General features: G+C 66.9%; 21 protein-coding genes. 7 read left to right on the forward strand and 14 right to left on the reverse strand.

All coding sequences use genetic code 11. From position 1 onward, the window contains the following. The first annotated feature begins 1 nt into the window (after window position 1). The 3 genes from lptC to JSV65_09245 all read left to right on the forward strand — a co-directional run bounded on the left by lptC (window position 2) and on the right by JSV65_09245 (window position 2,699). Entirely contained in the window at window positions 2-718 is a 717-nt protein-coding gene (lptC, locus tag JSV65_09235; GenBank protein ID UCH36517.1) for an LPS export ABC transporter periplasmic protein LptC, read from the forward strand. Further along, window positions 718-1,674 carry a hypothetical protein gene (locus tag JSV65_09240; protein ID UCH36518.1) on the forward strand — a complete coding sequence of 319 codons (957 nt, stop codon included), beginning with the start codon at window positions 718-720 and terminating at the stop codon, window positions 1,672-1,674. The genes lptC and JSV65_09240 overlap by 1 nt, the downstream gene beginning before the upstream one ends. 149 nt (window positions 1,675-1,823) lie before the next feature. Next, entirely contained in the window at window positions 1,824-2,699 is an 876-nt protein-coding gene (locus JSV65_09245; protein UCH36519.1) for a mechanosensitive ion channel, read from the forward strand. Window positions 2,700-2,717: 18 nt separating this feature from the next. Here JSV65_09245 and rmuC read toward each other — a convergent pair whose 3' ends face one another. Next, window positions 2,718-3,743 carry a DNA recombination protein RmuC gene (gene rmuC, locus JSV65_09250; protein UCH36520.1) on the reverse strand — a complete coding sequence of 342 codons (1,026 nt, stop codon included), beginning with the start codon at window positions 3,741-3,743 and terminating at the stop codon, window positions 2,718-2,720. Window positions 3,744-4,046: 303 nt separating this feature from the next. Between rmuC and JSV65_09255 the strand changes: the two genes are divergently transcribed. Together JSV65_09255 and JSV65_09260 are read left to right on the forward strand one after the other, a co-directional pair. Continuing rightward, window positions 4,047-4,562, forward strand: a complete 516-nt coding sequence (locus JSV65_09255) for a hypothetical protein (GenBank protein UCH36521.1) — start codon at window positions 4,047-4,049, stop codon at window positions 4,560-4,562. A gap of 51 nt (window positions 4,563-4,613) precedes the next feature. After that, window positions 4,614-5,300, forward strand: coding sequence for a hypothetical protein (locus tag JSV65_09260; protein UCH36522.1), 687 nt, complete (start codon window positions 4,614-4,616; stop codon window positions 5,298-5,300). Between the two features lie 54 nt (window positions 5,301-5,354). On the opposite strand, the gene JSV65_09265 is transcribed toward JSV65_09260, so the two are convergent. The 7 genes from JSV65_09265 to JSV65_09295 all read right to left on the reverse strand — a co-directional run bounded on the left by JSV65_09265 (window position 5,355) and on the right by JSV65_09295 (window position 10,265). Beyond that, window positions 5,355-6,044: a cytochrome c biogenesis protein CcdA gene (locus JSV65_09265; GenBank protein UCH36523.1), complete on the reverse strand. Its 690-nt coding sequence runs from the start codon at window positions 6,042-6,044 to the stop codon at window positions 5,355-5,357. Further along, window positions 6,041-7,021, reverse strand: coding sequence for a thioredoxin family protein (locus tag JSV65_09270; GenBank protein ID UCH36524.1), 981 nt, complete (start codon window positions 7,019-7,021; stop codon window positions 6,041-6,043). The genes JSV65_09265 and JSV65_09270 overlap by 4 nt, the downstream gene beginning before the upstream one ends. Continuing rightward, complete coding sequence (locus JSV65_09275) at window positions 7,018-7,674, reverse strand: hypothetical protein (GenBank protein ID UCH36525.1); 657 nt, start codon at window positions 7,672-7,674, stop codon at window positions 7,018-7,020. The genes JSV65_09270 and JSV65_09275 overlap by 4 nt, the downstream gene beginning before the upstream one ends. 13 nt (window positions 7,675-7,687) lie before the next feature. Beyond that, window positions 7,688-8,239, reverse strand: a complete 552-nt coding sequence (locus JSV65_09280; GenBank protein ID UCH36526.1) for a Fe-S cluster protein — start codon at window positions 8,237-8,239, stop codon at window positions 7,688-7,690. 253 nt (window positions 8,240-8,492) lie between these two features. Continuing rightward, complete coding sequence (locus JSV65_09285) at window positions 8,493-8,729, reverse strand: TM0996/MTH895 family glutaredoxin-like protein (protein UCH36527.1); 237 nt, start codon at window positions 8,727-8,729, stop codon at window positions 8,493-8,495. A gap of 10 nt (window positions 8,730-8,739) precedes the next feature. Continuing rightward, entirely contained in the window at window positions 8,740-9,915 is a 1,176-nt protein-coding gene (locus tag JSV65_09290) for a permease (GenBank protein ID UCH36528.1), read from the reverse strand. A gap of 17 nt (window positions 9,916-9,932) precedes the next feature. After that, complete coding sequence (locus JSV65_09295) at window positions 9,933-10,265, reverse strand: helix-turn-helix transcriptional regulator (protein ID UCH36529.1); 333 nt, start codon at window positions 10,263-10,265, stop codon at window positions 9,933-9,935. A 313-nt stretch (window positions 10,266-10,578) separates the two neighbouring features. On the opposite strand from JSV65_09295, the gene JSV65_09300 reads away from it, so the two are divergent. Then, complete coding sequence (locus tag JSV65_09300) at window positions 10,579-11,040, forward strand: hypothetical protein (protein ID UCH36530.1); 462 nt, start codon at window positions 10,579-10,581, stop codon at window positions 11,038-11,040. Window positions 11,041-11,268: 228 nt separating this feature from the next. Here JSV65_09300 and JSV65_09305 read toward each other — a convergent pair whose 3' ends face one another. From JSV65_09305 to JSV65_09325, 5 genes are all read right to left on the reverse strand, one after another. Then, window positions 11,269-13,599: a hypothetical protein gene (locus tag JSV65_09305; GenBank protein UCH36531.1), complete on the reverse strand. Its 2,331-nt coding sequence runs from the start codon at window positions 13,597-13,599 to the stop codon at window positions 11,269-11,271. Next, complete coding sequence (locus JSV65_09310) at window positions 13,600-13,755, reverse strand: hypothetical protein (protein UCH36532.1); 156 nt, start codon at window positions 13,753-13,755, stop codon at window positions 13,600-13,602. Window positions 13,756-13,770: 15 nt separating this feature from the next. Then, a complete protein-coding gene (locus tag JSV65_09315; GenBank protein ID UCH36533.1) occupies window positions 13,771-15,027 on the reverse strand; it encodes an exo-alpha-sialidase in 1,257 nt (418 codons plus the stop codon). A gap of 2 nt (window positions 15,028-15,029) precedes the next feature. Continuing rightward, entirely contained in the window at window positions 15,030-16,265 is a 1,236-nt protein-coding gene (locus tag JSV65_09320) for an exo-alpha-sialidase (GenBank protein UCH36534.1), read from the reverse strand. 124 nt (window positions 16,266-16,389) lie between these two features. Further along, window positions 16,390-17,682, reverse strand: coding sequence for an exo-alpha-sialidase (locus tag JSV65_09325; GenBank protein UCH36535.1), 1,293 nt, complete (start codon window positions 17,680-17,682; stop codon window positions 16,390-16,392). Between the two features lie 215 nt (window positions 17,683-17,897). On the opposite strand from JSV65_09325, the gene JSV65_09330 reads away from it, so the two are divergent. After that, window positions 17,898-21,725, forward strand: a complete 3,828-nt coding sequence (locus tag JSV65_09330; GenBank protein ID UCH36536.1) for a hypothetical protein — start codon at window positions 17,898-17,900, stop codon at window positions 21,723-21,725. A gap of 35 nt (window positions 21,726-21,760) precedes the next feature. On the opposite strand, the gene JSV65_09335 is transcribed toward JSV65_09330, so the two are convergent. Continuing rightward, window positions 21,761-22,596: Gfo/Idh/MocA family oxidoreductase (locus JSV65_09335; GenBank protein ID UCH36537.1), on the reverse strand; the 836-nt coding region annotated here is incomplete at its 5' end.

Consider the following 22,596-nt stretch of genomic DNA (forward strand, 5'->3'; position numbering starts at 1 on the left):
CATGCGCATCGCACTCCTGGCGGCAATAGCTCTCACCGCGGCGGCGGCAGTCGCCTACCTGTGGCTCACCGCGAGCCGCATTGCGCCGGAGCCGCAGCCGCGGCTTCCCGTCGCTCCCGAAATCCAGGTCAAGTTCGATCGCATCACCGTGCGCGGGCGGGCCGAGGGAGACCGCTACTGGGAGCTCGAGGCACAGAGCATCGAGATGACGCGGGACCAGAGCCTGACCCGGCTCCAAGGGCTGCGCCGCGCGACGCTGTACGCGGGCGACAAGCCCCAGCTCTTCGCTCGCGCACAATGGGCCGCGCTGCGGTCGCCGTCGCGCGACATGGAACTCGGCGGCGGCGTGGAAGTGAAATCCGACGCGGGCCTGTTGCTGCGCACGGAGAGTCTGCGTTGGGACGCGGAGCGCGAGCGCTTGACCTCCGCGGGGCCGGTTGAAATGGAATTGGGCGAGACTATGGTGACAGCGACGCGCGCGTACTACGTCGCGGACGGCGAGAAGATCGTGTGCGACGGCCGCGTGCAGATACGGCAGGGGGAGAACTACCTGACCGGCGAGAAGCTTAGCGCAGACCTACGGGCGGAGACGCTCGAAATCGCGGGGGGCGTGCGCATGCGACTCCGCGTCGAAGAGGGGCGCGAGTTGACCGAAACGGAAGGGCCGCTCGGCGCCATGAAAAGCCTGCTCGAGAAGGCGCCAAAGGAGGCACGCTAGTGCGCGTATGGTCGTGGGCGGCGGCTGGGGCGATACTCCTGGTCACGGCGGTGAGTTGCCTCAGTCGCGCGCCGTCGCATCGCGCGAATGCGCAACCGACGGCGGCTGCACCGGCGCAGCCCGCCGCGCCTGCGGACGAGAACGCGGCCGCCACCGCGCCGGCGGCCGCGGACGAAACGGGCGGCGACAAGAAGACGGAAGAGGTGTTGCTCGAGCACGCCGACCGCGTCCGTTACGACAACAAGACAAAGGAGTACACGCTGACGGGAGACGTCGTGCTGCGCCACGAGGACGGCGTGCTGCGCGCGCAGACCGTGCGCATGAACAGCGACACGAAGAAGGGCGTCGCGACGGGCGACCTGTCATTCGCCGACGAGGAGACGACGCTTACCGCGGAGCGCCTCGAGATCGACTTCGACGCACGGATCGGCCTGTTCAAGGGTGACGTGCGCCTCGTCACGCAGAAGAAGCCCGAGGCCGAGGAGGGACCGGCCGCGGCCGGCGGAGAGCAGGAGCAGGCGCCCGCGCCCGGCGCCGAATCCGAAGGCGAAACGGCAGGCGCCGGCGAGGATGAGGAGGCCAAGCCCTTCAGCGAGTACTGGGAGGAGCGGACGGAGATACGCTGCCCGGAGCTGGAGTATTCGTATCGCGAGGATCGCGCGGTCGCCCGCGGTGGCATCACGGCGCGGCAGAAGGATCGCACCGGCCGGGCGGACGAGGCGGTGTACACAGACCAGGATGAGATGCTCGTCCTCAGCGGCAGCGTGGAGATGAAGAACGAGCGGGGCGAGACCCTTCGCGCCGACAAGATGACCATCTCTATCAAGGACGAGTGGCTGGAAGCCGAGGGCGCCGCGGACAGCCGCTTCCTGATCGAGGAGGAAGAACAAGGCGAGGCGGCGCCGGGCGAGGTGGCGCCTGAGGGGGCGGTGGAGAGCGAACAGGCCCCGCAGTAGTCCGGGCGCTACCGTCGCGTTCCTCTGGTTCCCGATCATCGAAGCTGAAGCGTCGGGCGCGCGGTTTCCCGGCCGCGCGGGCCACGTGGGGTTTCGGCAAGGGGCGCGAACTGCGCGCGTCCACGGCCCGGTTAGACGGAGGTTAAGACATGACTTTCTGGCAGCGCGTTTTCGAGCAGCATCCTCCGGAGCTGTTGTTGGGCCAAGGCCTGAAGATCGTCGGCATCATCGTCGGCGCCCTAATCGTCAACTTCCTGGCAAGTCGCGCGCTGCGCCGCGTGGAATCGCGCGCGCAGGCTGTGGAGTCCATGCGAGTGGTCGAGGCGCGCCGCGCGGTGACGACGGTGGGGCTCGCGCGCAGCATCGTCCGGTGGGCGATCTTCCTCGTCGCGGCGGTGATGATCCTGCGCGAAGTCGGCATCAACCCGACGCCGATCATCGCTGGCGCGGGCATCGTCGGGCTCGCCGTGGGCTTCGGCGCGCAGACGCTGGTGCGCGACGTCGTTTCCGGCTTCTTCATGATTCTCGAAGGGCAACTTGCGGTGGGAGATCAGGCGGAGGTCAACGGCATCTATGGTGTGGTGGACGAAATCGGCCTGCGCGCGACGCGCATGGTCGTCCCCGGAGGTCAGGTCCGCTATTTCAGCAATGGAACCATCGCCAACATCGTCCGCTATCCGGCGGGGTCGGCGCCGTACCTCGTTAGCGTCCCGGCTGCGCCCGATAGAGTCACCGAAACGCGCGAGGCGGTGATGCACATACTGACGGATTTCGATGCCCAGCGCAAACTGTTCGCCGGCTCGCCGCACCCGCGCGATGTCCTCGATCTGCCGACCTACGGCAAGGTGATGCGTTTCGTCGTCGCCGTGCTTCCGGGCCGTAAGGCTGCGTTCGAGGCCGCGGCGGCGCCGCGCATCAGCACCTTGCTCGCCGAGCGCGGCCTGCCCGTCCCGCAGGGCCGCGAGATCATCGTGCAAACCGACGTCTCCGCGGCCGATGAGCTGCCGCCCGGCGGCGCTGATTGACGCCGGGGCCGGCGCGTCCTATTGGTCGTCGGTGCCCGGCGGTGCGGGCTGCGGCGGACCTCCCGCTTGCTCGCTGCTGCGCGCCCCGTCCGCCGCTCCGGCAACGCACGTGCGCATTGCGGCCAGGTACTGTCCGCATTCGCTGCACGCGTTGGCGAGCATTGTGTTGGCGCGGTAGAGCTTGCCCTCAAGCGTGCGTTCCATGTTATCGAGCAGCCGCGCGATCTCGGCTAAGCGCGCTTGCGTCTGCGCCGCGTCGGCCCCCGTGGCGTAGCGCATGTGCAGGTTGTAGATCGTCAGCAGATACGGGATGAGCATGCCGTACGGGACGACCACGACGCCCCGCTCGTGAGCCTGAGCTTGCGCGCTGCGGCATGCCGCGAACGCTGCCTCCGGCACCGCCGCCACCGCCCACGGCATGGTCCGCTCGGCGTCTATGTATCCCGCCACCTCGCGCACCCGGCGCAGGACGTGCTGCTCCACTTCGGCACCGAGTTCGCGCTGCGTCTCGGGATTCTCTTCCTGCGCGAAGCGCTCCAGCAGATCCGTCGCGGGCCACTTCGAGTCAATCGGCAGCAGGCGCCCGTCGCACATGACGAGCGCGAATTCCACGCGCTTCCCTCCAAGCGCCACATCATTCTGCACCATGTCCGGCGGGAAACACCGCAGCGTTTCGGCGACGACGTTCTCGCCAGCGCGGCCCTTGGCATGGCTGCCGATGAGCACCGCTTCGAGCCGACTCAACGTTTCCCGCGCCCGCTCCTGGGCTTCGCGATATGCCTCGTTCTGAACTTGTATGCGTTCGAGGAGCGACCGCGCCTGGCCGAGGCCCGATTGCATCACCCCGCTGACTTCGCCCGCGACGGCAAGTCGCTCGCGGATCTGCGCCAGCGATTCCCCTTGCTGCGCGATGCTGTCTCTGATCCAGGACAGTTCCGGCGGAGCGGGCTGCGCCGCTGCCCCCTTGAGGCGCAGGATGATCACTGCCAGCAGCACCACCACGACAACCAGCCCGACGACGAGCGCCGCATCAATCCCGTTCATGGCTGCCTCCGCAGAGCATACGCAAACCTCGGTTCGCTGTCGCAGTATAGCATACGGCATCGCGCCGCGCAAGGCAATGTCCAGCGCGAGCGAGCGGTGTGAGAGGCGCGTTCCAGCCGACCGGCGGCGATGGCCGAAACGACGGCGCATGACCCTCCGGGTGCCACGGATTCCGGCCGAGCGGGCCTGTTTCCCCGACACCCAAGGGGAAACGTCCGCGCCACAGATACCGGTGCGCGGCGGTGCTGGGCACGACACGCCTCAAAAGGTCGAGGCGCGGGATGCGCCGAACATTTCCTTGTGATGGGTTTCACCAACGCGAGGAGGGCGACGCGGATTGCCGTGGGGCGTGCGAGTCTGCTGGCAATCGCGGCGTCGGCGGCAGCCGGGATGGCACTCGCGGGCATCGCTGGTTGCGGCCCTTCGGGGCCGACCGAGCAGGAACTGCGCGCGGCGCTAGTCGAGGAGATTCAGAAGGACGACCGCGAGTACAACCAGCGGATGGATCGCTGGGGGCCGCCGAAGCCGGAGATAGACGGTTCGAGCTTCAGCATGACGCGGTCGGGCCGACAGCTTGCGGTTCCCGCGTCCGAGATCGAGATCCGCGAGACCGGCGGGCGCACGACGGTGTACGAAGCCGACGTGCCGCGCGAAATCGAAACCTATATCAAGACCGGGCTCAATTACGACGAGTGTCTGGCGGCGCCGGAACGGAAGCTCGATCCGCAGCAAGTCACCGACAAGTACGAATACGACGTGGTGCGTAAGAAGTGGCACGAGGTCAAGTTCGAAGGCCCCGGCGGCCTGTTGGGGATGTAGCGTGGCACGGAGATATCAGGTCACGGCGTGTCAGGATAGGGGCAGTCAGGGATGATGGATTTCTCATATCGCTCGCCGACCACCGGCGTGCACCGTATTCGCGGGAAGTTCACCCGTCCGCACGAGAAACAGGCGATGAGAATCGTCGTCTCGGTTCTCGATTTCCCGGAGCCGGGCAAGACCGCGGCAACCGGCCTCGCGCTGTCGGAGATGGTCTATGCTGATCAAGGCGGCAGCGAGCACAAGGCGAGCATCGGGCGCTCACTGGCGCGCGCCGCCGCCGATGAAGTCGTCAGGCAGTTGGATGACGGCGACGTGGATAATCTGGTGCACCCTATCCTGCGCAAAGATGCGGAGTGGCTCGACGACTTCCGCCGCCGCGCCTGTGAATTCCAGCGCAAAGGCGCGCGCGCTCTGATCTGCACCGTCGCACGCGACCCCCAGGAGTCCCATGTGGCCGAGGCGGAATGCGAGCACTGCCCTCTTCCCGAGTACTGGGAGCGCTGTCGCCATCTGGTGGAGGTGCAGACCTACCGGGAGACGGCGGAGAAGCAGCGGCGCGACCTGCGGTGCGCGGCCAAGTGCGCGCGGGGCGAGACCATTGGCAGCCCCGGCATGTGCCGCCCGGGCGGCCGCGCGTGCTTTGCCTGGGGTCTGTTCACGCGCGCGAAGTCGGGACTCGTGGTGCCGATGGAGGAGATGCCCCTGCGCCGCGTTCCCGGCGGTCCCGGCAGATAGACGACATGCTGGAGGGCGGTGCACCGCCGCCCCGACCGCGGCGCGCCTCGCGCATCACGCCAGCCACAGGAAGTACAGCCCGACGGCAATCAGCACGACCCCGGCCGCTTTCTCCATCCACCGCGTCCAGCGCTCCATCACGGGCAGCGCCTTGACTAGACCGGTGAAGGTTCCGGCGAGGACGATCGGCACGCCGCGCCCCAGGCCGTAGGCGAAGAGCAGCGATGCGCCGTAGGCGAGTTTCCCTTTCGCCATCGCGATGCCGAGGATCGCGACCAGCACCGGCGTTCCGCACTGCGACCCCGCCAGCCCGACCACGAGGCCGAGCGCGAACGCCCCCAGCAAGCCGGTCATCGCGACTCGCTTCGGCTGCAGCCGCGTCAGGAAATCGAAGTTGAGCTTGACCGCGCCGAGCAGGCTCAACCCGATCGCGAAGCAGACCAGCGCCACCAGCCAGTGCAGAATCGCGCTCTCCGTCCCGAACAGCCCGCCCACCGTCGCCGCGACGATTCCCAGCAGCATGAACGTCACCGAACTGCCGAGGGTGAAGCAGCCGGAGAGCCAGAAGCCCCGCGCGCGACTGAGATCTTGCTGCCCGCCGACGTAGCCGATGATCACCGGCACCATCGCCATGTTGCACGGCCCGATGCTCGTCAGGACACCACCGAGAAACACCAGCACGTAGGCGAGCGCAGAGAGATCCGCAATAATGCGCGGCAGCGTCTCGGTGACGAACTCGGTCACCGCGCGACCCCGATGGCGGCGAGTTGGCGCTCGATCTCCGCCTGCGGGTAGAACCCTTCGTGGCGCAAGACTTCCTTGCCGGCATCGTCGAAGAAGACCTGCACCGGAATGGTGCCGATGCCGTAGCGTGCCGCCAACGCTGGTTCGTCGTTGACGTGCACGAACAAGACGTTGGCCTTGCCGTCATACTTCTCCCGCAGCGAGGCGAGGATCGGTGTCATCATGTCGCACGGGGCGCAGCCCTTGGCGCCGAAGTCCACGAGCGTCGGCCTGCCCGACCGCCGCGCGCGGTCCACGGGGTTGTCCATCGCCAGCCGGTAGTGCCGTTCGCTCCAGCCGCGATCCACCTCCACTCGCTCGCGCCCGCCGATACCGGCGATGTGCGCATCCACGGCGGCGCGGCCCTTCTGCTCCAGCAGGTACAGTTCCAGGTCACCGCGGATGTCGGCAAAGGGAACGCCGCCGACGATGTCCTGATTCTCCTCGTAGAAGCGCTTCAGTTCCTCTTCCGTGACCGTAGCGCCGCGGGCGATGCCGGCGAGGTACGATTGAAGCAGCTTGTCGTCGTCGCCGGGATTCTCCGCGCGCTTCTCGCCGGCGGCCCACGCGCGCGCCTCGCGCAGCAGGACCTCGCGCGCCGCCAGTTGCTCGACCACGAAGAAGGCGTTCTTGCGGAACTGCTCGCGCAGCCGCTGAGGTGCGTTCTCGACGGCCGCCGTCACCGTCTCCTTGGTGATGACCACCGCGGACGAGCGACACGCGACGCCCTCGTCTAAGTCAGAGACGCGCGCCAGCCGCAGTGGCCCCGAGCTGAGCCCGGGAAAGGTGACCTCAACGGTTGGCGCCCCGCCTGCTTCGCGCGGCGCATCTGCCGCCACGGGCGCAGCCAGGCCGGCTTGCGCGAGGCTGACCAGGACGGCAACCGCAGTTGCCAACCCGAGACGTTCATCGATTGACCGCAAGCGTGCCCCGCTCACTTCTCCACTCCGAGCGCGGCGAGTTGCCTGTCCATCTCGGCGCCGCTCATGTAGCTCATGTGACGGGCGACCTCCCTACCTTGCGCGTCGAAGAAGACCTGGGTGGACATCATGGCGATCCGGTACTCCCGCCAGAGTTCCGGGTAATCGTCGAGATCAACGAACACGATGTTGGCCTTGCCCCAGTAATCCTGAGCTGCGCGTTTCAAGAGCGGCGCCATCAACTTGCAGGGCTTGCACCAGCCCTTCCCAAAGTCGGCCAGGGTCGGGCGGCCGCTCTTCAGGCATTCCGCGAGCTTCGAGCCGGGCAGGGGGCCTTCAGGCTTCCCGTCGGGTGCCGGCGGTGGCTCCGCGCGCCGCGAGTTGGACGCGGCAGTGGGCTGCTCCGAAGCCCCGCGGTTCTCAGCGTCGGTCTGTGCGGAAGCACTCGCGCCCTGCGCGTCGGGCAAAGACGACGACACGGTCGCGTGTTGGTCATCCCCTGGAGGCGCGGACTCATCGGGCGCCGGTTGGACACCGGCGTCCGGGCTCGCCGGCGCCGCTGCAGTCGCCGCTCGCGCCTTGGCCGCGCGGAGCTTGATCGCCTGCTTGGTCGTGAGCACGGCCACGATGGCGACGATGACGGCAAGCACAATCCATTTCGATCCTCTCACTGCACGCCCCCTTTCAGAGCCAGTCCTCGGGAACATCATAGCCTGCGTCGAGCAAGACCTGGAGCAGCGCGGCGCGTTTCTCATCATGCTGCGGCTCGAGCAGCGCGGAGCACCGGTCGAGCGCAGTCTCTTCTCCAGCCAGTTTCAGCCCGAACGCGAGGCACGTCGGCTCCCCGCACGCGCCGCAGTTGGTGCCCGGCAACATCTGGTAGAGCTGCAGCGCGGTGAGGCTGGGCGCGCTGCGCTCGCTCGGCGTGATCTCCGCGCGCCGCTCCCAGGTGTCGTTGATGAGGTCCTTCACCCAGTCGAGCACCTTCCGGGCGTCATCCGCGTCGGCGAGTTTGCTGACCGCCGCCTGGCGCGGGCGCAGGGTGACCACGTGCCCCTCGTGGCGCAAGCGCAGGAACGGCGCCTCCTTATTGTACTGACATCCCTTGACGCGCCCGTTGAGATAGGGCAATACCTCTCGGATGTCATCGCGCAGCGCCGCCAGGCAGTTGGCGTACTCCGCCGACGGGTTGCATTTCGGCGCGAACAGTTGAAACTTGTACTCTCTCAGGAGCACGGGGCCGCCTCCAGTTCACGACCGTTGCCCGATGCGCCGGTCAGCCTGCCGTCGTCCTTCGCGGATTCTGCTGCGTCGCCTTGAGCGCAGTTCGCACATTCCCGTGCTTCACCTGCGCCCAGGCCGATCACGCGGCCGAGTTTGGGTTGCGTACACAGTGCTCCCCGCAGCGGCCATGAATGATCCGCGAGCAGCGAGCGCAGCGCACGCAAAGAGGATACCGCCAAACCATGACAGATACCAGCCATGCAGGCTAGGCCTCGATCCAGCCCTTGATCTCCTCCACGCTCGGCACGCGCCCGGAGCAGATCACCTCGCCCTCCACCGCCAGCCCGGGGGTAAACATGACGCCGAACTTGGCGATGTCCATCGGCTTGGAGATCTTCTCGATCTCTACCTCGACGCCGACGGCCTTGGCGGCATCTGCGACGTTGGCCGCGACCTGGCCACACTTGGCGCAGCCCGGCCCCAACACTTGGACTTTCTTCATACTCAGCCTCCTACGCAACAATCGTACCGTAGATCATCCCCGTCGCCGTCGCAAGCACGATGACGAGAAACGCATAGACGACGGTCTTGCGCGCGCCCATGATGCCGCCGATGACAAGCATATTCGGCAGGCTCAGCGACGGCCCAGCGAGCAGCAGCGCCAGCGCCGGCCCCTTGCCCATGCCGGCGCCGAGCAGCCCTTGCAGAATCGGCACCTCGGTCAAGGTCGCGAAGTACATGAGAGCGCCGGACATCGCCGCGAACAGATTCGCCGACAACGAGTTCCCGCCGACCAGCCGTCCGACCCACGCCTCCGGTATCAACGCCGCGTGCCCCGGCCGGCCCAGCAGAAAGCCCGCCACCAGCACGCCCCCGAACAGGAGCGGCAGGATCTGCCACGCGAAGCTCCACGTCGCCGACGTCCACTCCGTCAACTCCGGCTTGCGGAACCATCCCGCCAGCATCAGGACGAGCAGCGCGAGCAGCACGGCCGTGATCCCCCACTTCGCCCGGTAGATCGTCGCCCACAGGCTCGGATTCGTTACCGGCTTGCCCCAATTGGCGAACACGAGGATACCGACCATGACCGCGAAGTACAGCGCCGTCTGCCACAGCGGTCGCGCGCCGGCGTCTTCCGGGATGACGAACCCCGCCGCCTCCTGCGCTTTCCGGCGCTCTTCGCGCACGAAGAACAGGTGCATCCCGAGGCCGATGAGGAAAGCGAACGCGACCGCCCCGATGGCCCGCGCCAGGCCCATCTCGAAGCCGAGCACGCGCGCGGTGAGGATGATCGCCAGCACGTTGATTGCGGGTCCGGAGTAGAGGAAAGCCGTCGCGGGACCGATCCCCGCGCCGCGCGTGTAGATCCCCGCGAACAGCGGGAGCACGGTGCACGAGCACACCGCCAGGATCGTGCCGGACACCGAAGCCACGGAGTACGACAGCACCTTGTTGGCCGCCGGCCCGAAGTACTTCATGACCGACGCCTGGCTCACGAAAACCGCGATCGCGCCGGCGATGAACAGCGCCGGAACCAGGCACAACAGGACGTGCTGGCGGGCATACTCGTTGAGCATGGCGAACGCCTCGACCAGCGCGCCCTGCACCCGGCCGCTGCCCACCGGCAGAAAGTACGCCGCCAGGAAGACGCCCAGCAGCAAAAGGAATTGCCTCAGTTTCGTGCTCATGGACGGGGTGATCGGCCTCACGCTTGAAGCGTCATGGCAAGGCTGTCCGCGCGAGCGAGTTGATCGGCGAGAATCTCGCGCATCCGGTCAATGACCTCAAAGATGCGCGGGTCGCGGACGCGGTAGTAGATCGAATGGCCTTCGCGTCGCGTCTCCACAATGCCGACGTTGCGCAGCACGGCCAGGAGTTGCGACAGGTTGGACTCGGTGACGCCGACCTGCGGCGCGAGCCGGCAGACGCATTCCTCGCCGTCGCGCAGTAGATCGAGCACCTTCATCCGCACCGGGTGGGCGATCGCCTTGCACACGGCAGCGTGCAGATCATAGACTCTGTCGTCAGCAAGCGCCATCGGCTGTAACCTCTAAATCCGCGATTATTTGCGGATTCATTATACCGCAATCGGCCACATGAGTAAACGCCCAAGGTCTAGCGGGGTGTGTTCGCGGGCGGAGCTGGAATGGCGCTGACGAGGGCGGCGCAGGCGCACCGTCCGTCAAGGTCAGGGCAGCCCTCGCCTGCGCATTGCCAAATGCCGGTCGTGTGTGCGCGCGTCTACGCGCGTCGTTGCGGGCGTGGTACAATGCGCGCAGGGCGCGCGTCGCTGGTGATCCCGCGGTGCCGCCCGGCGTGACAGGGACCCCACTTGGCGGGAGGAGGGTCAGGTGAGAAGGCGGATCGCGTACGGCATCGTGATCCTAGTTCTGGCTGCAATCGTCGCCTTGCTCTGGGTTCACCGAGAGCCCAGACCATTGCCGTCTCCGCTCGAACCGTTCCGGGTGGACGACTGGGATAGGGTCCATCAGGAACTGGAGGAGGTCGGCATTCAAGGGATGCGCGCCAGGGCACTTGCGGCAACCGCACGATTGGAGAAGCAGCGCAAGATGGACCAGCTTCAGAGGCAGAACACCTACGTCATCCTGGTCCTAGCTCTAGTCGTGATCGTTGCCGTGGCCCGGATGTCCTTTGCGCTGGCGGCCAGGCGCAGGGCTCGCGTCACGGCACGCACCCCGACGACGGGGGATACCGAAAAAGCCCGCGCTGCCGCGCGGGAGGCACAAGCCGAACGGCTCGAGGAGAAGCGGCGCTCGGAGCGCGGGCCGGGCTGGCACAGGGGCTGGTCGTGATGGCCACGGGTGACCGACACCGCGGTCTGAACAGCGGTTGACAGCGGCGCCGGCGCGGGCCGGCAGCGATACCGAGGCACAGCATGGAAGCTGGCACCACAATCGCTTCGGCGATGGCGAGATTCCTCGCTGCGCGCCTCGCCTACGCTCAGCGCACCGCTCTGAATGACGTGTTCGGGCCAGCGGATCGCAAGCAAGCGGATTCTGAGACAACCCTATGCTGCGGCCCTACGGATTCTTCATCAGCCAGACCTCAGACACCACTGTCGCCATCCCGCCCGTGCCTTTCTCGAGCCACAGCTCCAGCTCGCCGTCCGCCGTCGCCGACTGCGGGATGTCGTATTCGAATTGCTGCGCGGTGTACTCCGGGGTTTCGATGTCCTTCGCCAGGTACTCGCCGTCGGCCACGACGTGCTGCGTCCGACGGACGGCGCCGGCTGGAAGTTCAGACCTCGGGATGCGCGGAGTCACCATCGTCAGGCGCACCCGATAGCGCGCCTGAGTATCCAGACCGGTGTAGCGGAACACGACGCCCTTTCCGTCATCGAAGCTGAACGCGATGGTGTTCTGCGAGGGCCGATTCGCGGGATCCATCCACCGGCGCACGTCGTAGGTATCGCCTTTCACGAGGTGCGGCTGCCGGGCCGGGTTGCCGGCATCGTCGTAGAACCCACCATCGCCCGGGTCCTCATAGCGCACCATCCGGTCAAGGATCCGTAGTGCCTCGTCACCGTCTGCGACGCGCGCCCGCTCGAGTTGGCCACGCAGCCAGTCCAGCGGTATTAGTTCCTCGTCGAGGCGGAAGTACCCGACATTGCGGACCCCAAAGATGGCGTCGCTCTCCTCCCCGAGCCGGCCCGCCTCGGCGCGCAGCGCGGCCATGTCCGGCGTCTCCAGCGGCTCGTCGAGGACGGCTTCCGCTGCGGCAGCCGCCGCAACGTCTCGCGCCGCGGCGGCTCTCTCGATGATCCGCGTAGCGCGCTGTTCCCGGTTCATCTCGCGGCGCAGCTTCGATTGCAGGTACTTGTCGAGCGCCGCCTTCTGCATGTGCAGCCGCCACCGGTGGTCATCGCCCATGAGGTGCGGCGGTATCTTCCATCCCGCAGACTTGACCAGGAGATAGTACCGCTCTACGCCGTCATTCGTCGCCAGCGGCGCCTCGAGGTTCTTCTCCAACTGAAGCATTGCTTCGACCATCTCGGGCGCCGCGTCATCCCCGAAATGCAACCGCGCGTACTCCGTCATCACGTCGTCGAGGCTGCGGTTAGGATCCCACAGCAGCCGGTTCCACATGTACTGGTGGAACTCGTCGTGATAGCCCTCAGAGTAGATGATGTCGCCCTCCGCGAAGGGCATGATGGCCTGGAATACGTCGTAGTACGCCCGCGGCCGCGTGTGAAACGTGCGCCGGCCGTACACCGACACGACGTGCGGCTCGGGATTCTCGACCTGGTACTGTGCGCTGATCCAGTGCGTGATGTCGGAGTAGTGAACGATCCTCTGGTACTTCGGGATCTGGTTCAGGATCTCGCGCAGGTAGCGGTTGATGGGGCCGTGGCCGGGATAGGCGAACAGATCCTCGCGCAGCTCGCTGCGGAAGTACTCCGACATCGCGTTGCTGCCGGGGCCGTAGCAGATCGCGTAGAGCCACGTCCGCGGCTCCTCGTTGAGGTAATCGAACACGGCTTGGTCGCCGGCGTTGTCCAGATCCTGGTTGGCGATCTGGACGGTCGAGTTGGGGTGATGCCTGAGCCAGATCTTCGCCATCTCCGCCGCGAGCAGCACGAAGGTCTTGCCCCACGGGGCGCAGCGCGGACAGCGGCACCCGCCCGGATCGCCGGCGAACATGCGCAGGACGTCGTGATCCTGGCGCGCGGCGAAGTCCTGCTCCCATTGTTCGAGCAGCGCTTTGCGCGCCTCGGGAATCGAGGGGCAGACCCAGTTGCCGCGCTCGGTCGCCTGCCATTCCTGCGGAAAGGGGCTCTTCATCTCGTTCGGGCGCGCGCCGGTCTCGGCCATGAGGTCGAAGGATTTGACGAAGTCGAAGTACTCGCCGCCGGCGTAGAAGCAGTTCGCCCCCGCGAGCGCGAGGTGGATGGTGTACTCATGCGACTCTTCCGTGCTCCAGCCGCGCGCGCCGGTGATCTGGCGCATGGTGCCGCCCTGGTTGGCGGACGAGCCGCGGTAGCGGAACGCCGGGGCAGTGCGCACGTCAATGCTGGGGACGCTCACGGCGTCGAGGCCATAGGAAATCCGTCGCAGGATCTCACCCGCCGCGTAGAGGACGCCGCGCTTGTCCACTCCGGCGGCGAGGATCGCGCGGCCGGCGGGCGTGGTCACCGTCTTCGCCGCGAAGCCCTCCGGCCCGGGGTCGCTTTCATCCGGCTCACGCACGCCCTTAGCCCCGCACAGCGCGGCGAGGCGGTCGTGATTGGCGGGCAAACCGATGAACACGGCGATGTCGCCAGTGCCGCGCTTGAGCCTGCCCTCCGCTACAACCGCGGCCTCGACGCTGCTGCGCCGGGCGATGCGCCGCGCCAAGACGTCTGCAACCTGCAACTACGCCTGACACGCGCGGTCGCCGACGACGACGAGCACTTCAGACGACGTGACTTTCATCTCCGCGCTTGCCCAAGCCCCTGCCGCTAGCCCGCCCGCGCACATCAGGACAACAAGCGCGACGGTAAGCTTCCCGACACCCAGGATGTCTGCCATGCGTCACCTCGCTGCCTAGTTTCCATCCCCCTCTATCACCCACTCCTCGTTAAACGCCGCGTGCTTGATGGACTCGCCGCGGCCGCCGCCCGGCGAGTAGCTGTACGTCGCGTGCAGCGTCCCGTCGCGCGCCTGGATGAGCGACGGGTAGGAATACGACCCGCTTCCCGCGCTGGATCGCTCGAGGTGTCTCGTCCACCGCCACGTTTTCCCCTCGTCGTCGGAGATGGAGACGGCGAGGCTGTGGCGGCCGAGCGCGGTATCGTTGTGCACCAGCGCCCAATGGCCGTTGGCGAGGCGGATGACCTCGACGCTCGCGCCCGGGTTGGGTAGGTCCATATTCTCGACGGGGCTCCAGGTCAGGCCGTCGTCCTGCGACTCGCTGATGCGGATGCGCCGCTGCAGCCCGTTCTCGCGCATCATGACGACCAGCGTGCCGTCGTCCTTGCGTACCACGCTCGGCTGCACGTTGCCGACACCCACCAACGCGTCGCTCGTCTGCCATGTCCGCCCCCAGTCGTCAGTCATGGCCATGAGCGAGACGTCGTAATTGTCGGAATACAGCGGCACGATCAACCGCGCGGAGGCTTGCCCGCCGGCCGTCGGGCGGGGCAGCAGTATCGGATGCACCCTCGTCATCCACCCCAAGCGCTGGTACAGCTTGTCCCCGGCTTGGTCGCGGGTGGCGCGCAGGTGCTTCACAGCGCCCTGCGGCGCGCGTGCCGCAAGATCGCGATAGCGCTCGAAGTACGCGTCGAGGCCGGCGTTCATCTGCTCCTCGAAGTCGGCGGGAGTGACGGGAATCACGTCCTGCCATTCCCACACCGGCGGGCCGTCGCGCGTCTCGTAGTCGCGCGATACGCGGTACTTGAGCAGCGCCGTCTGCCACCGATTGGCGAGCAGCGTCACCCAGAACAGCCACAGGCGGCCTTCGGGGTCCACCAGCATGCACGGGTTGTTGTCGGGGTAGCCAGGGGTGTCGGCCATCGCGAAGCGTTCGCTCCAGGCGTCGGAGCCCTGGGGCTTGCGCCCGCCCATGACCGTCACATCGTCGCCCTTCTCCGGCCCCACCCCGCGATACCAGCACGCGAGCAAGTCGCCGTTCGGCTGCTCGACGATGCACGAGCTGTGATTGTGGTAGTCCTCGAGTGGGAAGATCAGCTCCGCCCTGTGGAACGACGCCGCCCCACGCGCCTCGGCGCAGCACACAATCAGCGCCGCCGCAATCAGCATGATGTCGAAGATGTATCTCGGAATCGGAAACGCACCCAAGCTCAGTCGCCCTCCATCACCCATTCTTCGTTGAACGCCGCGTGCTTGATGCCGCGGCCCGCTGACATCTCGAAAACGTACACGACATGCATCATCCCATCGCGCGTCTGGATGATCGAAGGATAGGCGAAGTATCCTCGCCCCGCCTCCACCGCCTCCAGATGCCGCTGCCACTTCCAGGTTTCCCCCTCATCGTCGGAGATCGCCACCGCCATGGTGTGGCGCCCCTTTTCGGCGTCGTTGTAAACGAGGGCCCAGTGTCCGTTGGCAAGCCGCGTGACCTCGACCCCCGCGCCGGGATTGGGCAAGTCAGTGGTGGTCGGCATGCTCCACGTGAGCCCATCATCCCTGGATTTGCTGACCAGAATCCGCGGTTCCAGCCCGGCCGAGCGCATCATGGCGACAAGCATGCCGTCGCTCTTGCGCACGACGCTGGGCTGGATGCCGCCGCCACCGATGATAAGATTGCTCGTCATCCACGTCTTGCCGCCGTCGTCGGTGATGGCCATGACGGAGATCGAGAAGGCGTCTGTGTACAACGGAACGATCAGTCGCCCCAAGGCTTGCCCGCCGGCCGGTGGGCGGGCTTGCTCGCCGGCGGTTGGGCGGGGCAGCAGCGTCGGATGCGCCCGCGGCATCCAGCCGATGCGCTGCTGAACCTTGTCGGCGGCCCGATCGAGCAACCGGCCCGTGTATTCATCTACCTCCGTGCGGAACTGCTCCACCAGGTCCGGGTGCGCGGCAAGATAGCGCTCGATGCCCGCCTTCATCTGCTTCTCGAAATCCACCGGTGTGACGTGGAGCACCTCCTGCCACCCCCACACCGGCGAGCCCTCCGGCATCTGGTAGTCGGTCGAGATCCGGTACTTCAGGAGCGCGGACTGCCACTCGTTGGCGAGCAGCGTCACCCAGAACAGCCACAGGCGCCCCTGTGAGTCGAGGATCATGCACGCGTTGTCATCGGGATAGCCCGGCGTATCGGCCATCGTGAACCGCCCGCTCCAGGCATTGGAGCTTGCGAGCTTGCGCGCGCCTTCGATGATGACCTCGCCTTTGTTACCATCCAGCCCGTGGTACCACGAGGTCAGGAGATCCCCGTTCGACAGCTCGATAATGCAGGGCGCGTGGTTGAAGAAGCGCTCCTCGGGCAACACAAACTCGGTTTCATACAACGGTGCCGCGGCGGCCGCGTGGCAGCAGGTCACCACGACTAGGGCCAGCACCAGCAGCAACTTCATCAGTCCCACCTCCGGTTGACGGTACGGCTCGTTCGTCACTTCATCACTTGCCGATTTGTTGCCGTCCGGCACGTGCGCATCGCGGGCGCGGCGACTGTGCGACGTCCGCTGTGCCTGCGCTCCATCAATCCGCATCGCCGCGCATCACCCATTCTTCGTCAAATGCCGCGTGCTTGATGGACTCGCCGCGGTCGCCGACATGATAGCTGTAGGTCGCGTGCAGCGTGCCGTCGCGCGCCTGAACGATCGAAGGATACGAATATGAGCCCTGGCCGCGTTCCGACAGATCCAGGTGCCTCGTCCATTTCCACGTCTTGCCCTCGTCGTCGGAGATGGACACGGCGAGGCTGTGACGGCCCTCTTCGGTGTCATTGTACACGAGCGCCCAGTGGCCGTTGGCGAGGCGGATGACCTCGACGCCGGAACCCGGGTTGGGCAGGTCCATATTCCCGACCGGGGTCCACGTGAGGCCGTCATCGCTCGACTCGCTGATGCGAATGCGGTTCTGCGGCCCGTTTTCGCGCATCATCGCCACTAGCGTGCCGTCGTTCTTGCGGACTACGCTCGGCTGGATATTCCCGAAGCCGACCAGCGCCTCACTTGTCAGCCATGTCTTGCCCCAGTCATCCGTGATCGCCATGATCGAGATCGAGAAAGCGTCGGTGTACAACGGGACAATCAGCCGCCCGGAGGCTTGCCCGCCGGCTGTTGGGCGGGCTTGCGCGCCAGCGGGTGGGCGAGCTTGCGCGTCGGACGTCGGGCCGGGCAGCAGCGTTGGGTGTACGCGCGTCATCCAGCCCACGCGCTGCGTCAGCTTGCCGGCAGCGCGCTCGCGAATCCTCTCGGCATAGGCCTCGGCCTGCGGAAAACGCTCCATCAGGCGCGGATTCTGCTTGGCGTAGCGTTCAAGGCCCGCGGCGATCTGCGCCTCGAAGTCGTCCGGCGTCACGTGCAGCACGTCCTGCCAGTCCCACACCGGCGGGCCTTCGGGCATCTGGTAGTCGGACGAGATCCTGTACTTCATCAGCGCCGTGCCCCACTCATTGGCGAGCAGCGTCGGCCAAAAAAGCCACAGGCGCCCCTGCGGGTCGACGAACATGCAGGGGTTATCGTCCGGATACCCCGGCGTGTCCGCCATGACGAAGGGCTCGCTCCATTGATCCGAGCCGCTGCGCCTGCGCGCGCCGAGGACGGCAACATCGTCGCCCTTCTCCGGTCCGACCCCGCGGTACCAGCATGCGAGCAGGTCGCCGTTCGGGCACTCGACGATGCACGAGGCGTGATTGTGGCGGTTCTGGAGCGGAAAGATCAGCTCCGCTTCGTGTATCGCCTCGGCGCCGAAGGCAAGCCCGGAGCACGCCGCAAAGAGCACTGTGATGACCAGAGTCGCGTATGCATTCACGAACGTCGTCCTCACCTTGGTTCTCGTGATGTACCTCGCGCCGACGCATTTGGGATTCCACCTTGACATCCGCCGGGCCTGCCCGCGCTGTGGGCTTCTCAGGCCGACGCACCTCATCGCCGCAGGCCTGGACCTCTGCGCCGGTCATTTCGCGGCGGATTCGTTTTGCCTTGCCGCGTATCTAATGTTATAATCGGCGGGATCACGCACAAGGACGGATAGCCGCGATCATGTCCCACACGCCGCTCATCTACCTCGTCCCTCATTTCCACTACGACCCTGTCTGGCTCGAGGACCAGCGGACGTACACCGCTCAGGCCTTCGAACTCGTCAAGCAATACGTCGAGGCGGCGCAGCAGGATCCGAGCTTCAAGTTCGTTCTCTCGGAGCTTGACTACCTGAAGCCGTACTGGGATGCGTTCCTGCAGCAGCGCGCTCCGCTCCGCCAACTGGTCGCCGACGGGCGCGTCGAGCTCAACGGCGGGTACAACGAGCCCAACGAGACGTCGATCCACGGCGAGGCCATCCTCCGCAACCTCATCTACGGCCGGCTGTTTCAGCGCGGCGTCCTCGGCATCGCGCCGCGCGTCTATCTGCCGCTCGACGTGTTCGGCCACTGCCCGCAGTTGCCCCAGATCCTGCGGCAGCTCGGCTTCGCCGCGTGCGTTTTCTCCAAGGACATCGCGGGCGTCGCGCCGCTGTGCCGCGCGCTCGCGCTCGACGGGTCGGAGGTCATCCAGAAGCACGAGCACTACTGGTTCAACCCGCAGTCGTGGGAGGAGTTCTTGGAGAACGTCTTCGCCGGGCCGCAGGTGAACACGGGGCCGCAGCCATCGGGCCTCGACATTGACCTGCGCTTTATCGGTATGGATATGGCGCCGCCCCCGAAGTGGCTGCTCGGCCGCGGCGAGGAGTTGGCCCAGCGCGAGCCGGCGATGCGCGTCGGGTTGCCCGAGGAATACCTCGGGGCGCTCGAGGAGCGGCTGGCGGCCGGCGCGACTCAACTGCCAATCAGCTCCCGCGACCTCGCGATGTACCATCCCGGGACTACGGTCTCGCGCATCGAGCTGAAGATCGCCAATCGCCTCGCCGAGAACGCGTTGTTCACCGCCGAGCGATTCTGCTCGATGGCGTGGCTGCTCGGCGCGGACTATCCCCACGCCGCGCTCGACAAGGCGTGGCGGTTGCTCATGTTCGGCCAGCATCACGACGCCATCACCGGCACCCCGTGCGACATCTCTTTCCTCGACCTCATGGCGATGTACCGCGAAGCTCTCGACATCGCCGAGCGCATCAACAACGACGTGCTCGACGCGCTCGCGGGAGTCGTCGAGACGGCGCCGCCGCGCGGGGAGGCACTGTCCGCGCTTGTCGTTTTCAACCCGCTGTCGTGGCAGCGAACCGACGTCTGCCGTGCCCGGATCCGCTTCGACCCGCCGGTGACGGGGTTCGCGCTGCGCGACGAGGGACGCAAGGACGTGGCGTGCCAGCTTGTCGCCGAACGGCGCGAGGGTGAATCCATCGCCGAAGCGGAGATCGCATTCATCGCGCACGACGTTCCCGCGCTCGGGTACTCGGTCTACCACGTCGTGCCCGCCGGCAACCCCCCTCGGGGCGGCGAGCGACGTGAGACCGACCGGGCGACGATCGAGAATGAGCACTACACGATTAGCGCGGCCGCGTCGGCGGGGGGCGGAATCATCTCCATTCTCGACCGGCAAGCCAAGCGGCAGGTCCTCGAGTTGACGCGCGGACTGCTGGGCAACGAGCTGGCCGTGCTCGGCGAACAGGCGGACCGACGGCAGCCTGCGTGGACCGTATTCACCACCGGCGAGCAAGCGTTCACCAAGGATGGCACGGCGCGGCTGTGGGTCGAGCGCGGCCCGGCGATGCAGCGCATCATCGCCGAGGGCGATGCGCCCGACTGCGCCGGCCGCCGGCAGGAAATCGCCCTCTATCCGGGCGTGCCGCGGATTGATTTCATCACCGACCTGCGCGGCTACCGCGGCGAGCACCAGTTGTTCGTGGCGACATTCCCTCTCAGCCTGGACGGCGTCATGCCCGTTTTCGAGGAACGCTTCGGGGCGGTGGCGCGCCGCCGCAGTGCGGGGTGCCTGGCCTATCAGACCTTCCAGGGCCAATCCCTTTCGGGCTGCGCTCTACTCCCGGCGCAGAACTGGATGGAGGCGGGCAACAGCCTGCGCGTCGTCGCACACAGGGCGAGGGGGCGCGCGGAAGCGGGCTTCTCCATCGGCTGGGCGGACGTCATCACGGGCTCCGGCGCGGCATCCAGGCGCGCGGGGGAACGCCTCACCCGTTTTCTCGCCGCGCAGGGCGTCACCGCAGCTGCCTTCGCGGACGATGGCGATCTCGAGGCCGATCGTCTCAATACAACGTTCCGCTTCTCACTGTCCGTGGGCGGCGACAACGCGCATGCCGGCCGACTGCTCGATGCATGTCCAGCCAATGTGCGCGAGCAAGCCGACAAGGCGACACAGCGGCCGGGGTATGCCTTCGTTTTGACTCTCGATCCGCCCCTGAATAGCAGGCGGCTCCCGACGCTGCTGCTCGTTGCGCGCGATGCGGAGGCCGTCACGGCCGCGCTGGACGAATTCGAGAAGGATGCGGTGGACGGCGTCGTATCGCTGCCGTCTCAGAGCAATGCGGTTGACGAGGAGCACGCTCCGCCGGAGGACTACGGGGTGGCTGTCATCAACCGGGGCAACATCGGCGCAAGCCTCGAGACCGACAGCACAGCGGCTCTCGCGCTCATGCACACGACGGCGTGGCCGAACCATCCGTGGGGCGAGGGCAAGCTGGAGACGTTTTTCGTCCCCGAGCACAAGGATCACCGATTCTGCTACGCCCTGTACCCTCATCGCGGGGACTGGCGGCGAGGCGAGGTGACGCGGCGCGGTTACGAATTCAACCAGCCGCTCGTCGCCCGCCAGTGCGCGGTGCAGGAAGCGTCCGGCGGCGCCGCGCCGGGGGGGTTGCCGCCGCGCCAGAGCTTCCTGAGCCTGGAACCGTCGAACGTGTTCCTCACCGCTCTGAAGCCGCGCGGCTATCCCGCGGCCATGGGGGCGCGGCGCGAGGACGGCGAGGCCAACGCCCTTATCGCGCGCTTCTACGAGGGGCACGGCCAGCCCGCGCGAGTGGAGATCTCAGGGGAGCCGTCCATCGCACAGGCGTGGCGGTCCGACCCGCTGGAGAGCCGCGGCGCGCCGCTGCCGGTCGAGCGCGGACGCGCAGCTCTGGAGCTTCGCCCCTACGGGATTGAGACCGTCGAGTTGAAGACGGAGCGCCGGTCGCTGCTTGCGGGCCAGCGCTTCGGGCCGGAACGCGAGGTAGTCCAGCACTCGCACATGCGATACTGGGAGCACAACCTCGGCCCGGCGCCGATGGGCAATCAGCCCGTGACCGTGATGATGGAGGGCGCGCCGCCCATCGGCGCGACGACGCGCTTCACCCTCAGCGTTGCGAGCGCCGTCGTGGACGCCGAGGCGACAGGCATGGTGCGCATCTCCGTGCCCGAGGGCTGGACGATCACGCCGAAGCAGGTTCCGTTCAGACTCCCACCCGGAGGCGAACAGGACTACGAGTTGGCGGTCATTATCCCCGCCGACGCTAAGCCGTCGTACATCCGCGCCGAGGTGGAAATCGGCGGGCAGGTGTATCAGGAAGTGCTGCCCGTTGGCGAGATGAAGCCGGTGATCGCGTCATTCCGGCGCGTCGAGGATCGGCTCGAAGTGACCGTGCGCAACCCCAACACGGATCGGGTGCAGGGCCGGGTTGACATCGTCACTCCCCTGGAGACGTGGGGCGGCGTGGTCGGTGAGTTCGCGCAGGCATCCGTGCATCCGGCGGCGCAGGGCTTCGACCTCGAACCCGGGGCGGAGTGCATCCTGGCCTTCGAAATCCGCGGGGCGGGCATGCATTCCCTGCCCGAAGTCACCCCAGAGGGAGCCGAGGACGAGGCCGCGCCCAGCGCCTCCGACTTCTGGGCCTTCGCGCGCGTGGCCTGCCACGGGGACGTGCAGTACCTGCGGGCGAAATAGCTCAGGCCGAGTCCGAAGCGGGGCGTACGCGCTCTTCAGATTGCCACTCGCTGGCCGGTCTGTGAAGCCTCGTATGCGGCGAGCAGCATGCGGACGTTGAGCCGGCCCTCTTCCGCCGTGGCGATCGGCTCGCGTTTGCCCTGGAAGAACTCCACGGCGGGCCGCGCCACGCCGCCGATGCGATGGCCGTGGTTCGGCGGCGTCGGAATGTCCACGACGTTCCACGCATTTTCGCCGGCGACGATGTATTTCAACCCGCGCGTGCCCTCCGGCGTCGGGACAACCCATCCGCACGACGGGCCGTCGCCGAACGACTGCAGGATCGTCCCTTTGTCGCCGACGATGACCGTCGTTTCCTCAGCCGCGACGCAGGTAAACGAGCACTCCGCGATGCCGATTGTCCCGCCTTCGAAGCGATACACCGCAATCGCATTGTCGTTCGGGATCTTGGGGTTGACAAACGTGTCCATCTCGGCGATCACGCTCACCGGCTGGCCGAGCATCCATGCCAGGAAATCAACGGGGTGTGCGGCGTCATCCATGAAGATATCGCGGTTAAGCTCCGGCCTGACGTGCCAGCTCTCGTCGAAATCGGGCCACGACTGCGTGGTCAGCGCGTGGCGGCGGCGGAGCATCGTGATCTTGCCGATTGTCCCGGACTGCACGGCCTCGCGCATCCAGATGTTCTGCGGGTCACAGCGCATCTGCCACGCCATGCTGAAGCGCACGCCCGACGACTCCACCGCGCGCAGGATGCGATCGCAGTCCTCCAGCGTCAGCGCCATCGGCTTCTGGAGCAGGATGTCCTTGCCCGCGCGTGCCGCAGCCTCGACGTAGTCCGCGTGGTAGGCGGTCTCGGTGCCGATGATGA

Source organism: Armatimonadota bacterium, assembly GCA_020354555.1.
Classification (GTDB): Bacteria; Armatimonadota; Hebobacteria.